The 15,221-nt window shown below is 71.5% G+C and carries 13 protein-coding genes and 1 pseudogene; 8 read left to right on the top strand and 6 right to left on the bottom strand.

Features of this window, described 5'->3' with window-relative positions:
* Positions 1-50: 50 nt before the first annotated feature.
* From AB0N16_RS35960 to AB0N16_RS35945, 4 genes are read left to right on the top strand one after another with little or no spacing between them, the layout of a single operon-like run.
* Positions 51-989, top strand: coding sequence for an ATP-binding cassette domain-containing protein (locus AB0N16_RS35960; RefSeq protein WP_365804223.1), 939 nt, complete (start codon positions 51-53; stop codon positions 987-989).
* Entirely contained in the window at positions 986-1,825 is an 840-nt protein-coding gene (locus AB0N16_RS35955) for an ABC transporter permease (RefSeq protein WP_365804221.1), read from the top strand. Before AB0N16_RS35960 ends, AB0N16_RS35955 begins: the two co-directional genes overlap by 4 nt.
* Positions 1,826-1,852: 27 nt before the next feature.
* The gene (locus AB0N16_RS35950) at positions 1,853-3,133 is read left to right on the top strand and encodes a sensor histidine kinase (protein ID WP_365804412.1); all 1,281 of its coding nucleotides are present in this window, start codon (positions 1,853-1,855) and stop codon (positions 3,131-3,133) included.
* Positions 3,130-3,798, top strand: coding sequence for a response regulator transcription factor (locus AB0N16_RS35945; RefSeq protein WP_365804219.1), 669 nt, complete (start codon positions 3,130-3,132; stop codon positions 3,796-3,798). The genes AB0N16_RS35950 and AB0N16_RS35945 overlap by 4 nt, the downstream gene beginning before the upstream one ends.
* Positions 3,799-3,844: 46 nt before the next feature.
* Here the strand turns inward: AB0N16_RS35945 and AB0N16_RS35940 are convergent, their stop codons facing one another.
* Positions 3,845-6,232 (bottom strand): FUSC family protein, encoded by a 2,388-nt coding sequence (locus AB0N16_RS35940; protein ID WP_365804217.1) that lies wholly within the window; start codon positions 6,230-6,232, stop codon positions 3,845-3,847.
* 97 nt (positions 6,233-6,329) lie between these two features.
* Positions 6,330-7,112, bottom strand: coding sequence for a polysaccharide deacetylase family protein (locus tag AB0N16_RS35935; RefSeq protein ID WP_365804215.1), 783 nt, complete (start codon positions 7,110-7,112; stop codon positions 6,330-6,332).
* A gap of 317 nt (positions 7,113-7,429) precedes the next feature.
* Between AB0N16_RS35935 and AB0N16_RS35930 the strand changes: the two are divergent.
* Positions 7,430-7,591 (top strand): annotated as a pseudogene (locus AB0N16_RS35930) (TetR/AcrR family transcriptional regulator); the annotation flags it as partial.
* A 200-nt stretch (positions 7,592-7,791) separates the two neighbouring features.
* Here AB0N16_RS35930 and AB0N16_RS35925 read toward each other — a convergent pair.
* The 4 genes from AB0N16_RS35925 to AB0N16_RS35910 all read right to left on the bottom strand — a co-directional run bounded on the left by AB0N16_RS35925 (position 7,792) and on the right by AB0N16_RS35910 (position 12,291).
* Positions 7,792-9,165: an alpha/beta hydrolase-fold protein gene (locus AB0N16_RS35925; RefSeq protein WP_365804213.1), complete on the bottom strand. Its 1,374-nt coding sequence runs from the start codon at positions 9,163-9,165 to the stop codon at positions 7,792-7,794.
* A 979-nt stretch (positions 9,166-10,144) separates the two neighbouring features.
* Entirely contained in the window at positions 10,145-11,203 is a 1,059-nt protein-coding gene (locus tag AB0N16_RS35920; RefSeq protein ID WP_365804211.1) for an LLM class flavin-dependent oxidoreductase, read from the bottom strand.
* Positions 11,203-11,709, bottom strand: coding sequence for an SRPBCC family protein (locus tag AB0N16_RS35915; RefSeq protein ID WP_365804209.1), 507 nt, complete (start codon positions 11,707-11,709; stop codon positions 11,203-11,205). The genes AB0N16_RS35920 and AB0N16_RS35915 overlap by 1 nt, the downstream gene beginning before the upstream one ends.
* Before the next feature lie 81 nt (positions 11,710-11,790).
* Entirely contained in the window at positions 11,791-12,291 is a 501-nt protein-coding gene (locus AB0N16_RS35910; protein WP_365804207.1) for a helix-turn-helix domain-containing protein, read from the bottom strand.
* Between the two features lie 137 nt (positions 12,292-12,428).
* On the opposite strand from AB0N16_RS35910, the gene AB0N16_RS35905 reads away from it, so the two are divergent.
* The 3 genes from AB0N16_RS35905 to AB0N16_RS35895 all read left to right on the top strand — a co-directional run bounded on the left by AB0N16_RS35905 (position 12,429) and on the right by AB0N16_RS35895 (position 15,146).
* Entirely contained in the window at positions 12,429-13,127 is a 699-nt protein-coding gene (locus AB0N16_RS35905; RefSeq protein WP_365804205.1) for an SDR family oxidoreductase, read from the top strand.
* A 53-nt stretch (positions 13,128-13,180) separates the two neighbouring features.
* Positions 13,181-14,578, top strand: a complete 1,398-nt coding sequence (gene lpdA / locus AB0N16_RS35900; RefSeq protein WP_365804203.1) for a dihydrolipoyl dehydrogenase — start codon at positions 13,181-13,183, stop codon at positions 14,576-14,578.
* A gap of 217 nt (positions 14,579-14,795) precedes the next feature.
* Entirely contained in the window at positions 14,796-15,146 is a 351-nt protein-coding gene (locus tag AB0N16_RS35895) for an ArsR family transcriptional regulator (RefSeq protein ID WP_365804201.1), read from the top strand.
* Positions 15,147-15,221 lie beyond the last annotated feature (75 nt).

Genomic DNA, 15,221 nt, shown 5'->3' with positions numbered 1-15,221 from the left:
GTGCGGCGTCGGAAACGAGTGGCGCCGGAGGCCGACAGAAAGACACGCGCATGATCGACGCACGGCAATTGACCAAGAGGTACGGCGAGAAGACGGCGGTCGACAGCCTGGACTTCGTCGTGAAGCCGGGTACGGTGACCGGCTTCCTGGGGCCCAACGGCGCCGGCAAGTCCACGACCATGCGCATGATCGTCGGCCTCGACGCCCCGACGAGCGGCACCGTCACCGTGAACGGCCACCCCTACGCCCGTCACCAGGCACCGCTCCAGGAGGTCGGCGCCCTGCTGGAGGCGAAGTCGATCCACCCGGGCCGCTCGGCGTACCACCACCTCAGGGCCCTCGCGCTGACCCACGGCATTCCGCGCCGCCGGGTCGACGAGGTCATCGAGCTGGCCGGGCTGGGCAGCGTGGCGAAGAAGCGGGCCGGCGCCTTCTCCCTCGGGATGGGTCAGCGGCTGGGCATCGCGGCGGCGCTGCTGGGCGATCCGCAGACGGTGATGCTGGACGAGCCGGTCAACGGCCTGGACCCGGAGGGCGTGCTCTGGATCCGCACCCTGCTCAAGGCCCTCGCCGAAGAGGGCCGGACGGTGTTCGTGTCCTCGCACCTGATGAGCGAGATGGCTCTGGTGGCCGACCACCTGATCATCGTGGGCCGTGGGCGACTGCTGGCCGACACCACCGTGGGGGATCTGATCCGCGAGGCGGGCGGTGACACCGTGACGGTGGCCACGCAGGATCCGGCGCGGCTGCGGGACGTCCTGGCGGGACCGGGCGTCGACATCACCGGCCGGATCGGCTCCGAGGAACTCCAGGTGACCGGGGTGACCGCCCGGGAGATCGGGCTGAAGGCGGCCGAGCACGGGATCGCGCTGTTCGAGCTGAGTGCGCGGACCGTGTCGCTCGAGGAGGCGTTCATGGACCTGACCAGGGATGCCGTGGAGTACCACGGCTCCACGACCGGGATCGAGAGCCTCGGGAGGCCCGCATGAGCACCCTTACCGCGACCGTCGAGGAACCGCGGACCGTTCCGGCCCGCCCCGCCTACCGGGTGACCGGCCGGCGGGTGCTGTCCTCGGAGTGGGCCAAGCTGTGGTCCCTGCGCTCGACCTGGATCACCCTGGGCCTCGGCCTGCTGTTCCTGGTGGCGTTCGGGCTGATCGCCGCGAGCCGCTACAAGTCGGGGATCAACTCCGGGCACATGGACCACGACTTCGCCTCCTCCACGGCCGTCAGCCTCTCGCTCTTCGGGACCAACTTCGCCCAGCTGGCCCTGGGCGTCCTCGGCGTGCTGGTCACGGCGGGGGAGTACTCGACCGGCATGATCCGCTCGACACTCGCGGCGGTGCCGCGCCGGCTGCCCGTGCTGTGGTCCAAGGCGGCCGTGTTCGGGCTGGTCGCGCTGGTGGTGGGAACGCTGGGCGCGTTCGTCGCCTTCCTGTTCGGCAGCGGGATCGTGTCGGGCACGCCCGCGGCCATGGGCCTGTCGCACGCGGGCGTCCTGCGGAGCCTGCTGGGTGCCGGGCTCTACCTCGGCCTGGTCGGGGTGATCGGCGTCGCCCTGGGCGCGCTGCTGCGGTCGGTGGCCGGCGGGATCTCGGTGCTGGTGGCCACCCTGATGCTGGTCCCGGGCCTGATCTCACTGCTGCCCAGCTCCTGGCAGGACAACATCAGCCCCTACCTGCCGTCCAACGCGGGAGAGTCGATGTTCGCCCTCACGCACGACTCCACGACCCTGTCGTCGGGCGCCGGACTGCTGGTCTTCCTGTGCTGGACGGCGCTGGCACTGGGCGGCGCGGCGTACCGGCTCGCGCGCAGCGACGTCTGACACCCGCACCATGGCAGCGTGACATCCATGACCATCGACGACATCAGCGGGACGGTACCGCTGGTCGCCCGGCTCTCCCGGGGCGGCCAGCGGTTGCGGCAGGCCGACCGGAGGCATCCGTGGGTGCTGGACGCCACCGTCGTGGTCCTGGTCTTCCTGATGTTCTGCCTGCCCGACCTGTTCCACGACGGTGACGGTGACGGCGACGGCCCGCGCCACTTCCGGTTCGCCTTCACCCAGTTGTCCGTCGTGGGCATGCTGGCGGTGCAGGTCGGCCTGGTGCTGCCCCTGCTGTGGCGGCGGCGCAGGCCCGAGGTGGCCTTCGGTGTCATCGCCGCGGTGTTCGTCGTCCAGTGGGCCCTGGGCGCGGCGCTGCGCGCGGACGTCGCTCTCTTCATCGCCCTGTACAGCCTGACCCTGCACGGGCGGCTGCGGCGGCTGCCGTGGGCGTGCGGGGTCATGGCAGGCGCCATGGCGCTGGTGGCGGTGCGCGTCTCGCCGGTCGTGTCGGTCTGGGACGCGCTGTTCTTCCTGCTGAGCACGGCCACCGCGGCCCTCGCGCTCGGCCTGACGGTACGGATCCGCCGGGCCCAGCTCGCCGGGCTGCGGGAGCGGGCCGCCCAGCTCGAGATAGAGCGCGACCAGCGCAGCCGGCTGGCCACGGCCACCGAACGCACCCGGGTCGCCCGCGAGATGCACGACATCGTCGGCCACAACCTGTCCGTCATCATCACGCTCGCCGACGCCGGCGCCTACGCCACCGACATCGCGCCGGAGCGGGGCAAGGAGGCCCTGCGGCTCATCGGTGACACCGGCCGGCAGGCCCTCGGCGAGCTGCGGCGCGTCCTCGGCGTGCTGCGCGAGACGGCGGACGGCCCCGAGGGCGGCCCGGAGCTGAGCCCGCAGCCCGGCATCGCGGACCTCGACGCGCTGTGCGCCAAGGTACGCGCCGCCGGACTGGAGGTCGTCTACCGCACCTCCGGCGACGTGGACGCCCTGGACGGCGGGGTGCAGCTGACCGTGTACCGCATCGTCCAGGAAGCCCTCACCAACACCCTGAAGCACGCCGACGCCGGCACCCGGGTGCACCTGGCGATCCTCGTCGAGGACAGCCGGCTGGCCATCCGGGTCCAGGACACCGGCCCCGCGGCGCCGTCCGGACCCCCGAACGAGGAAGGACACGGACTGGTGGGCATGAGGGAACGAGCGGCTCTGTACGGCGGGACCGTCAGCGCGGGTCCCGCGCGTGGCGGAGGATGGAGCGTCGAGGCGGTCCTCGACCTCACCCCCCAGGGCGGTGCCCGGTGACCACCGTGCTCATCGTCGACGACCAGCCGCTCCAGCGCTACGGCTTCCGCATGCTCCTGGACTCCGTCCCCGAGACCGACGTCGTCGGCGAGGCCGCGCACGGCGCCGAGGCCGTCCGCAAGGCCGCCGAACTGCGCCCGGACGTCGTCCTGATGGACATCCGCATGCCCGGCATGGACGGCATCGAGGCCACCCGCCGGATCGTCGCCGCCGGTGAGCGTTCGCGTGTCCTCGTGCTCACCACCTTCGACCTCGACGAATACGTCCACGCCGCCCTCCGTGCCGGCGCCAGCGGTTTCCTCCTCAAGGACGCGCACGCCGAGGAACTCCTCGCCGGCATCCGGGCCGTCGCCGCCGGGGACGCCGTCATCGCCCCGGCCCTCACCCGCCGTCTCCTGGACGAGTTCACCCGCTACGTCCCCGCCCACCGCGGAGACCGTGCCGAGGACCCGAGACTCGGCTCCCTCACCGACCGCGAGCGTGAGATCCTCGTCGCCATCGGCAAGGGCTGGAGCAACGGTGAGATCGCCGCCCGGTTCGTCCTGTCCGAGTCCACCGTCAAGACCCACGTCGGCCGCGTCCTGGCCAAGATCGGCGCCCGTGACCGCGTCCAGGCCGTGATCTTCGCCTACGACCAGGGCCTCGCCCGCCCCAACGCGGACTGAGCCGACGCACGGCGACGGCCTCGACACCAGGCGGCCGGATCCGCGGTCAGCCGGTGGACCTCTTCCGCAGCCAGCCGTGGTGTGCCCCCGTCCGGGCCTTCGCCGCGTCCGCGAGGCCTGGCTGGAGGCGGCGGGCGGCGTCGACGTGGTCGTCGGTCCAGATGATCCGGACCGCCACCGGGGTGGCCCGGCCCTGACCGTCGCTGAGTTCGGTGCGGACGGACTCCACCAGCCGCGCGGCACCCTCGGGGCGCAGCGGGACGACGTCGGGGACGGGGGAGTGGTCGCCGAGGCTGGCCGCGAGCCCGTGGTACCAGCCGGTGACGAGGGCAGCCGACCCGAGGACGGCGGAGTGGGCGTCGGCCCGCACGGCCTGGAGGCGCGCCAGGTCCTCACCCTGCCACAGGGAGACGACGGCGTCGGCGGCCAGGCGCAGTCCGACGACTCCCGAGACGAGGGTGGTCGTGCAGGCCAGCGACAGCGGCTTGGCGCCGCGTTCGGCCAGGAAGCTGCGGAACGCGTCGTCGAGGCGGCGGGCGGAGGCCGCCGCCTCCCGGCCCTGCGGATCCGGGTCGGCGGGGTGGCGGTGGCCGAGGGCGTAGTCGACGGCGCCGCCGAGGTAACGGGCGCTGTCGTCGTACGCCTGGGCGAGTGCCTTGTGGACGGCGGCCTGGGCGCCGCGCGGCCAGAAGAACACGGCGACGACGATGCTGACCGCACACCCCAACGCGATGTCCTGGACGCGCAGCAGGGCGACATGCCAGTTGGGGTCGTGGCCGATGTTGAACAGCACCACGAGCGTGACGGTGAACGCGGCCTGCCCGGCGGCGAAGGAGATGGCGGCGGGCGCGATGCCGGCGAAGAGGATGGCCACCGGGAGCACGAACCACAGCGCGGTGCCGTGATGGCCGATCAGATGCAGCAGCCCGGCGCCGATGATCGAGCCCGCCACCGTGCCGAGGACGGCACGGGCGGCGTTCTGCCCGGTGCTGAGCGCGTTGGAACGCAGCACGGACAGGGTGCCCAGCAGGACCCAGAACGAGTGCCCCACACCGGTCGCCCCGGCCAGGAACACCGCGATGCCGAGGCCGACGCCGCCGCGCAGACTGTTGTGCATCCACACCGAGTCGGGCCTGAGATGGGCGGCGGCCCGTTCCCGTGCGGAGGCCAGCGGTGCGGCCAGCGCGCCCGGGTCACGGCCGAGCAGCCGTTCGGGCCAGCTGCGCTGCCAGGCGGTGGCCGCGATGTCCACGTTGTCGGCGATCTGCAGCACGGCGAAGCCGAGCTCCTGGGTGCGGAAGGACACGTCGAGCGTGGCGATGAACCCGTAGATCTCCGCTGTGCTGTTCCCGCCCGGGTGTTCGGCGGGCACCCGGACGGTGGAGCTGTGCTCCATCCCGGTCAGCGCCGCCCGCAGCTCCTCGGCGCGGACCCGCAGCGGGCCGGTGTCGCCCGTCAGGTCCGTGAGCAGGTCGCAGGCCGCCTCCAGGACCTGGGCCGCGGCGCGGCGCACGCTGTGGGCGGCCGGATCACAGCCGGGGGGCTCGGCGGTGTAGTCGGAGCGGTCCACGAGGACGGCGCACAGCCAGGTGAGTTCGTCGACCAGCCGGACCAGGGCACGTGAGGTCGCGGACAGGCCGGTGGGACGATAAGGGGTGGCGTCGAAGGCTTCCCGCAGGTCCGCGCCGGTACGGGAGGTGCGCTCCGCCGCCGCTCTGCACCGCTCGGCGAAGGGCACCGACCCGGCCGGGGCCGGCACGGTCGCGCGGGTGCGCAGATATCCGGCGGCGGCCCGGCAGACGGCGGCCGCCGGGGCGCTGAGCGGATCGGCGACGGGGCGCGGCCACAGCAGGGCGACGGCTGGCAGCGCCACCGCCGCCGCCAGGCCCGCGCCGGCGAGGCGGTCGGGCAGCTGGGACAGCGATACCGGTGCGCTGACCGGCAGCACGAAGGCCAGCAGGAGCGCCGTCGAGCTGCCGGCCAGGACCGAGCTGACCACACCGGAGAAGAGGACCACGAACCCGACCACGACCGTGGCCGCCACGGCGAGCCGGATGTCGGCCGCCGCCAGCGTCCCGACGCAGATCAGCACCAGCCACGCCACCGCGAGTGCCGCCTGCGCCCGCAGCCGCTCCACCATCGGACCGGAGTAGTCGACCAGCAGCAGCATCGAGAACGTCCCGAACGCGGCGAAGCTCGCCATCGTCGGGTTGTGGAAGACCTCGCCGCACAGGGCGAACAGAGCGGGCATCACCAGCGCGGTACGCCCGGCCCGGCGGGTCGCCGCGAGGTCCGGGTCCCGGTCACGCAACCATGTCACCCAGCGCGGTGCCCGCCCCGACATGTACACCTCCCGCTGGCCCAGGGCAGCCGGCCCCGCCGCCGCACCGCGCACACCACCCATATGCGGCCACCACCCGGCGGTCCGCAACATTTACCGGGACGATACGGCTCCCGTGCGGACCGCCACCCCCCGGAGCGGATGTCTGCCCGATCCGGAACTCGGCGCACCACAGCCGACGCGGCCCGCCTCACCGCACCGGGAAGCCGAACGCGTACCCCTGTTCCTTGAGCCAGGGCAGCACCTCGCGCAGGGCGGCCACGGTCTCGGAGCGGTCGCCGCCGGCGTCGTGGAAGAGGATCGTCGGCCCGTTGGGCATCTCCTCCTTGACGGTGGCGATGATCGCGGACGTGCCGGGCCGTTCGAAGTCCTTCGAGTCGACGTTCCAGCCGAGCGGGCGCATACCGTGGGAGGCGGCGAGCTTCCTGCTGTACGGGGTGAAGGCACCGCCCGGGGCGCGGTAGTAGAGCGGCCGTACACCCCCCGACGCCTCGGTGATCATGCGTTCCGCGTCGAGGATCTGCTGGGACTGGTAGGCCTCGGACTTGGTGTCCATGGTGACGTCGTGCGACACCGTGTGGTCGCACAGCCGGTGCCCGGCCGCCACCACCGCCCTCACCAGGTCCGGATGCGCCTGCGCCTGCGGGCCGATCATGCAGAACGTGGCCTTCACGCCGTACTCCTTGAGTACCTGGAGCACCCGCGGGGTCCAGACCGGGTCCGGGCCGTCGTCGATGGTGATGTTCACGCCCCGGGCGCCGCGGTCCGAGGCGTGCGCGATCTCCACCGACACCGCGGCCGCCTTCGGGTCGGCGCCCGGTGCCGCGGGGTGCGCCGAAGTCCCGGCTCCCGCACTCCCGTCGGCGGGACCGGACGGCGAGGTCCACAGCGAGGCGGCCACGGCCACCGCCGTGACCCCCATCGCCGCCGCGGCCACCTGGCCGTACCAACCTCGTCCGCCGCGCCGTGCCATCGTCCGCCCCGATCTGTGTCGTTCCGTTGATCTCGTGCACCCGTCCAGACGGAAGGCGGCGGGCACCGGATCCATCCGTTACCGATCACGGACAATTCCGCGAGAGATCTGCGACAGGTTCCCCGCGTGTCCTATAACGGCGGGCGGGGCGATCGGTGTTGGCGGACCGGCCAACGGTCATGGGCGGCACACGGGTGCGCCAGGAAGGCGACCGTTGATGCGACCGGGTTGCGCTACGCTTCCGCCGATCGCGCTCGCCGAGGTCGCCTCGATCACCACCGTGCCGCGCGGTCCGCTCGGGATCGGCGAGGGGCGTGGCCGTGGACCTGGTCGCCACGGCCACGGGCATGGCCGGGGCGCTGTGGCAGATGGCCGCACCCGGCACCGCTCTCCGCGAACTCTACGAAAGCGACCCCGAGTTGGCGCACGCGGTGGTCCACGTCGAACCCCGGCTGACCCGTATCCTGACGCCCTGCTGAACGGCATCAGCGGGCTGATCAGCGTGAGACGCACGCGACATGCGGGCCGCCGGCCGCCCGCCGGTCAGGAGGAATGCCGGCGGCCGGCGGCCGCGAGGCCCCGACGGTCCGGCCGACCGGTCGCCGACCAGGAATTCCCCGGCACGGGAGACGCCGAGGTGCCCGTCGGTGGTATGCCGGCGGGCACCCCGTTCGTCGGGTCACAGGGACTGTTTCATGATCCAGTCACGGATTCCGGGGATGGAGTAGGCGATCTGCCAGGTGCCCATGTGCGCGCTCGTCGCCCCGGTGGTGCCGGTGACCGTGCCGGTCTGGAAGGTCGCGTAGTTCACGGGCGCCCGCTGCTTCTCCAGGTTGCGCACGTCCGCCGCGAACTGCGCGGCCGTGGAGCCCGCGTCCCACACCGCTGTGCCGACCTTGGTACCCTCCGCCTGGATGACCGAGGTGATGGCGTTCTCGCCCGGGAAGGCCTTGTCGTCGTCCTGCGAGACGACGATCCACAGCTTCTTCTCCGCCAGCGGCGCGGCCTGGCTGTCCGGCCACTGCCCGGCGACGATGTAGGCGGCAGCGAACAGGTCCGGGTAGCGGATGTTCAGCCCGAGCGACAGCATCGCGCCCATCGACTGCCCGGTGGTGTACCGCCGCTTCGTGTCGATGCTGTACCGCTCCGACACCGCCTCGACGAGATGCACGGTGGTCTCGAACAGCGAGGTCGGCTGGTAGGTGTCGTCGATGACGACCTCGCCGTACTCGGGCGCGAGCACGAACGACTCGTGCCGGGCCTGGGCCTCGGGGCTCGCCCAGCACACCGCGCCGAGCCCCTGGACCAGCGGGCCGACGGTGTCGACGTTGACGACGCTGGCGTCGTGCATGAACAGCACCAACGGGTATTTCTTGCGCGGGTCGTAGCCCTTGGGCGTGAAGAGGTTGTACTTCAGCGACCTGCCGGTCTCCGGGTCGTCGAAGGTGAACTGCTCGAAGTCGTCGACGATCGGGCTCACCACGGCACTCGTGGCCACCGCCGTGCCGCTCGGCGGGTAGGACCTGCCATGGGTCGTGGTGACCGTGCCGGTCTGGGTGACGGTCGCCTTCGCGGGGACGATGGGGCCGCCGGGGGTCGTGTCGCCGGCCGTCGGACCGCCGGCGCCCGGGCCGCCCGAACCGCTGGGGGCGGGGGCCGGGCTGCTCGACGCGCCGACCGCGTCCTTGCCCCACAGCAGGGCCGCCCTGTCGTCGGGGGAGAGCTCCACGATGACATGGCGGCCGTCCCTGCCCCGCTCGGCGAGAGCGGCGGAGGTGTTGGCGTAGACCCTCGTGATCGTGCGGTCGGTGACCGCGAACGCCGAGGCGGAGAGGGACGAGCCGGCGATGGCACGGTCGTACTCGACCGCCACCGCTATGAGCTTCTGCCCTACGCCGTAGACCTTGGTGATCGCGGTGGCGCCGACGATGTGCCCGGCCCCGGGCACCGGGTCCGTCGGGTCGGGGGAGGCGGCCGCGACGGCGGTGCCGCCGAGTGCGGCCGCCGTGCCGATCCCGGCGGAGCCGGCGATGAGCGTGCGCCTGGTTACCAAGACAAACTCCTTCATCGGTAGGGGTACGACGGAGGTACGACGGAGGTACGACGGTGGGTCGGCCGCGCGGTGGGCGGAGCAGGTCGGTGATCTTGGCCGCGACGGTCTCGGCCGCGCCCCGGGCGTACGAGGAGCCCATCGCCTCGTACGTGATACGGGCGTAACTCCGGGCGTCGGCCACGTTCCTGGCACCGCTCTCCAGCATCGACGACCACGGTGTGCGGGACGCCGACGAAGCCCCCGTCACGACTTGCCGAACCCGCACCGGCACGTCGGCGGTGGCGATCGAGGGGGAAGTCGTACGACGTGGTGGGCGCCCTCGGACGGCCCATCGACACCGTCTTGACCGTGACCGAGTCGGTCAGCAGGCGCAGCGCCGCCCCGGTGTGCGAGCCGGAAGAAGCCGCCGACGTCACCGCCGTACAGCTGCTCCAGGCCGGCCACCGCGGCGCCGGCCGGGTCGGCCGTGCACGGCGGGCTCCCGCCGGCCATGGTCCTGCCCTGTCGTCCGGTCCTGAGTCCGGTCGTCATCGGTCGGCGTCAAGATTTCTCCCCTCCGGCTGAAATCAATTGACCGCACGAATTGGACCCGGTGGTATATGGCGAGAAAACGCGGGTCGAGCGGGCGGTCGAGCGGACGCCTGGAAAAAGAACGCACATTGCTGTGCCGGCGCGCCGTGAGCGTCGCATCGGGGTGAGCGACCGTCAACCGAGGTGACACGGGATCTAAGATTGCAGGCTGCGAAATCATCTCGTCGGCCCAGCTCGGCGGCGGGCGCGAATTACCTGTCGTTTTCCTTAGAATCCTGGAATGCGCGCGGTATATCGGCCGAGAGGCTCCGGAAATACAGGAAAAGCGGGAGGCGCAGCAGTCGGGCGAGGGTCGGCCGACTGCTGCGCCGAGCGCCCTTGACGGCGGCGAGGCGTAGCGCTCCTTGTGCCGGGCGTCGCGGGGCCGACGCCGGACGGCACCGTCGGCTCAGAGGGCTCCGTCGACCTCATGGACCAACTCGATCGCCCTGCCCAGGGTGGTGAGCCGGTCCTCCAGGGTCGTGCCGGCCGGATAGAGACGGACCGTGTCGACGCCGGCGTCGCGCCAGACGGCCAGCCGCTCGCGCACCATGGACTCCGTGCCGATCAGTGTCGTACCGAGCACCATCTCGTCGGTCACGAGGGCGGCCGCGCCGTCCCGGTCGCCGGCCTGCCAGCGCTCGTGGACCTCGGCGGCGACCTCGGCCCAGCCCTGGCGGCTGTACGCGCCGTTGTAGAAGTTGGTGGACGCCGACCCCATGCCGCCCAGGCTGAAGGCGAGTTCCTTCTTGCGTCCGGCGACCATCGCGCCGAGCGCCTCCTCGTCGGGCGCGAAGGCGACCTCGGCGCCCTGGCAGACGTCCAGTTCGGCGCGGGTACGACCGCTGCGGGCCAGACCCTCGTCGAGGTGGGCGAAGTAGGCGTCGGCCGCGCCCTCGGGCACGAAGCTGGTGCCCAGCCAGCCGTCTGCGACCTCGCCGGTCAGCCGCAGCATGGCCGGGGACAGGGCGGCGAGATAGATCGGGATCTCGTGCTCGGCGCGCATCGACAGCCGCATCGGAACGGCCTCGCCGTCGGGTAGCGGGACGTTGAACTCGGCGCCGGAGTAGGCGAGTCGGCCGCCGTCGAGCACCCTCCGTACGATCTCCACCGTCTCGCGCATACGCCGCAGTGGCCGTGCGAAGGGCACGCCGTGCAGTCCCTCGATCACCTGCGGGCCGGAGGCGCCGAGGCCGAGCAGGAAGCGCCCGCCGGACAGGTTGGAGAGGGTGATGGCCGTCTGGGCCACGGCTGTCGGGGTCCGGGTGCCCAGTTGCATGACACCGGAGCCGAGCAGCATCCGGTCGGTGAGCGCCGCGTAGTAGCCGAGCGCGGAGGGCGCGTCGGAGCCCCAGGCCTCGGCGACCCAGCAGATGTCCAGGCCCAGCTTCTCCGACTCGACGACGAAGTCGCCCGTCTGGGACCAGTGTTCCCCGCCCGAGGCCTCGATCGTGGTCGCCGTCCGCATCACGCCTCCGCCCGCTGCTTGATCTGCGCGAGGGTGGCGGTGATGCCGCGCTCGAACTCCCGCAGCCGTACGAACACGATCTTCTGTTCCTTGTCGGGCATCCGGTCGATCGCCACCGACAGCCCCGAACGCCCCGGTCCCAGCTGCATCCACTGCGACAGTTCGGTCCCGCCCCTCTCGGAGCGCAGCCGGAACCGCCAGACCGCGGAGGGCTCGGCGGGGTCCTGCACGGCCCAGGCGAGCACCGACGACGGTTCGCACTCGATCACGTGAGACGTGGTCTCCCATGTGCCGAACGCCGCGTGCTCGCTGCGGCCGACGAACCTCGCGCCCACCGCCGGGCCGGCCGCGCCGTCCAGCCAGGCGACGGACCGGAGTTCCTCGCTCATGTCCGGCATCAGTTCGATGTCGCTGACCAGGGCCCACACCTTCTCCGGTGGGGCGTCGATCCAGGTCCGCACCTCGACCGTGGGTTTCTCCGCGTAGCGTGCGCCCGTCCACTCCAAGGTCGTCGGCCTCCTCGCCGTCAGGGGTCTGACGTCAGAGTTGCTTTATGAGACTCTCCCTGTCAAGAGGGCACACCGTGCTCAGCTGGTGCCGAACCGCCGTCGTACGTCCGGCCGCTGCCTGAGCCGTTCGGGATAGCCGGGCCCCATCCGCATCGAGGTCTCCTCGGCCCGCAGCGGTGTCCGGCACTGGGCGCAGACCACCTCCGCGGTGGTGTCGTGGTCGCACGCGTCGTGATGGAACACCACGGGCACCCCGCGCTCCCCGGCCAGCCAGCGATCGCCCCACGCGGACATGGCGGCGAGCACGGCGAACAGGTCCCGCCCCTTCGCCGTGAGGATGTAGTCGTAGCGTGGCGGCTCGGCCTCGTACAGCCGTTTCTCCAGGATCCGCTCGTCGACCAGGTGGCGCAGCCGGTCGGTCAACGTGTTGCGGGCGATGCCCAGTTCCTGCTGGAACTCGTCGAAGCGACGGATCCCGTAGAACGCTTCCCGCACCACCAGCGGCGTCCAGTGGTCACCCAGCAGATCGACGGTCCGTGCGATGGAGCACGGCCACTTGGCGAACGACGTCCGTTTCATGTCCTTACGATAGCGAGTCTCACGAAAAAACTCAGCTGACGATGACAGAGGTGATGGGCGGGCCGCGTGGACAGCGATGCCCAGTGCGCTTTGACTGGTCATGACGGGTTCCCTGCGGCGAAACGAGGTGTCCAGCCATGAAGATCGAGGGATCGGTCGCGGTGGTGACCGGAGCGAACCGGGGGATCGGGCTGGCGTTCTCGCGTGCACTGCTGGCCCGGGGCGCCGCCAAGGTGTACGCGGGCGTCCGCCGGCCCGAGGACTTCACCGAACCCGGCCTGGAACCGCTGCGCCTCGACGTCACCGACCATGACCAGGTCGCGGCCGCCGCGCGGACGGCCTCCGACGCGACCATAGTGATCAACAACGCGGGCATCCAGGCCGGCCCGCCCCTGCTGGAGGGTTCCCTGGACGGGGCCCGGCGGGAGCTGGAGGTGAACTATCTCGGCACCTGGGCCGTCTCCCGCGCCTTCGCGCCGGTCCTCGCGGCCAACGGCGGCGGAGTCCTGGTGAACATGCTGTCCGTGGCTTCCTGGCGGCCGAACAGCCGGTTCCCCAGTTACGCGGCGTCGAAGTCCGCACAGTGGTCGCTGACCAACGCGCTGCGTATCGCCCTGCGGGACCAGGGGACCCTGGTCGTCGGCGTGCACGTCGGCTGGGTGGACACCGATGCAACCGCGGAGATCGACGTACCGAAGACGGACCCGGCCGAGGTGGCGGCGCAGACCATGGACGCCATCGTCCGCGACGAGCCCGAGGTACTGGTCGACGACACGGCCCGCCAGGTCCGCGCGGCGCTGTCCGGGCCGCTCGATCTCATCAACCCGACCGCCTGATCGTGCGACGGTGGAGTCAGCAGACCGACTCAACCCAATGGTGAGGTGGAGCCATGCAAACCGACTTCGATGTGGTCGTCCTGGGAGCCGGGCCGGGCGGCTATGTGGCCGCGATCCGTGCCGCCCAGCTGGGCCTGCGCACCGCCATCGTGGAGGGCCGGTTCTGGGGCGGTGTCTGCCTGAACATCGGCTGCATCCCGGCGAAGGCGCTGCTGCGCAACGCCGAGGTGGCCCAGCTGATCCTGCACGACGCGGAGAAGTTCGGCGTGAAGATCAGCGGCGAGGTGGGCCTGGATTACCGCGCCGCCTACGAACGCAGCCGGGTGGTGGCCGACGGACGCGTCAAGGGCGTCGGCTATCTCATGCGCAAGAACAAGATCGAGCAGTTCGAGGGGCAGGGCACCTTCCTGGACCCCCACACCCTGCAAGTGCGCATGCAGGACGGCGAGACGACACTCTCCTTCCGCTCCTGCATCATCGCGACCGGCTCGACCGTGAAGCTGCTGCCGGGGACGACCCTGGGGCGGCGCGTCGTCACCTACGAGGAGCAGATTCTCTCCGACAGCCTCCCGTCGAGCCTGGTCATCGCGGGTGCGGGCGCCATCGGCATCGAGTTCGCCTATCTGCTGCGGTCCTACGGCGTCGAGGTCACGCTGGTGGAGTTCCTGGACCGGATCGCGCCCCTGGAGGACGAGGAGGTCTCCGCCGAACTGACCCGGCGCTTCAAACGGCAGGGCATCCGCGTGCTGACCTCGACAGCCGTGCAGGCCATCGAGGAGGCCGAGGAGAACGTCCGGGTCACCGTCCGGCAGGGCGACACGGAGCAGGTCCTGGAGGCGGAGAAGGTCCTCCAGGCCACCGGCTTCCAGCCGCGCACGGCCGGCTACGGACTGGCCGCCACGGGGGTACGGCTCACCGAGCGCGGGGCCATCGACGTCGACGGGTACTGCCGTACCAGCCAGCCGCACATCTACGCCATCGGCGATGTCACGGCGAAGCTGATGCTGGCACACACCGCCGAGGCGATGGGCATCGTCGCCGCCGAGACCATCGCCGGCGCGGAGACGATGGAGCTGGACTACCGCATGATCCCGCGGGCCACGTTCTGCCAGCCGCAGATCGCCAGCTTCGGCTGGACCGAGGCGGAGGCCCGCGCCGAGGGGTTCGACGTCCGCGTGGCGAAGTTCCCCTTCACGGCCAACGCCAAGGCCCACGGCCTCGGCGACCCGGTCGGGTTCGTGAAACTGGTGAGCGACGCCCGTTACGGCGAACTCCTCGGCGGCCACCTGATCGGCCCGGACGTGACCGAGCTGCTGCCCGAGCTGACGCTGGCCCAGAAGTGGGACCTCACGGTGACCGAACTCGCCCGCAACGTCCACGCCCACCCGACACTGAGCGAGGCCGTTCAGGACGCCCTGCACGGCCTCGCCGGACACATGATCAATCTCTGACGGCGGACCTCGGGACCCGACGGCGCGTGTGTCCGTGCCCGCTCACGCCGTGCAGCTTCAGGTCAACGGGTACCGCTTCGACATGGCGGAGTTCCAGCTCCTGAAGGCCGAACAACCGCCGGCGGGCGGCACGCGGAAATGATCTTGGCATCGCCGGTGGTTTCGATGACAGTCGTACTATGACGTGACCGTCCCGAAGCCGCCCCGAGGAGCCACCGTGGCCCGCCCCCGTACCACCGCACGCACAGTGGAGCACCCCGAGCTCTCGGAGGTCTCGCTCCAGCAGGTGCTGGAGGCGCTGGTGGACCCGGTGCGCCGTCTGGTGGTGACGCAGCTGGTCCGCGCGGGCGAGGACCTGAGCTGCGGGACGTTCGAGGCGCCTGTGTCGCTCTCGACGCTGACCCACCACTTCAACGTGCTGCGCGAGGCCGGTGTGATCCGGCAGTACTACGTCGGGACGGCCAAGATGAACACGCTCCGCGCCGACGAGATGGAGCAGCGTTTTCCCGGCCTGCTGACAGCCGTGCTGGCCGCCTCGGCCGCGGAGGAAAGAGCGCGCGAGGTCTGAGGCCCGGGTGCCGGGCGCTGCCCCGACAGAACACCGCACGACCGCGGGGTTCGGTGGGGCGGCGCTCCAGCGCGA

Origin of the sequence: Streptomyces sp. NPDC051105, assembly GCF_040682795.1 — a bacterium.
Classification (GTDB): Bacteria; Actinomycetota; Actinomycetes; order Streptomycetales; family Streptomycetaceae; genus Streptomyces.
The sequence above is the reverse complement of the archived record's forward strand: the minus strand, read 5'-3'. Positions and strand labels throughout refer to the sequence as shown.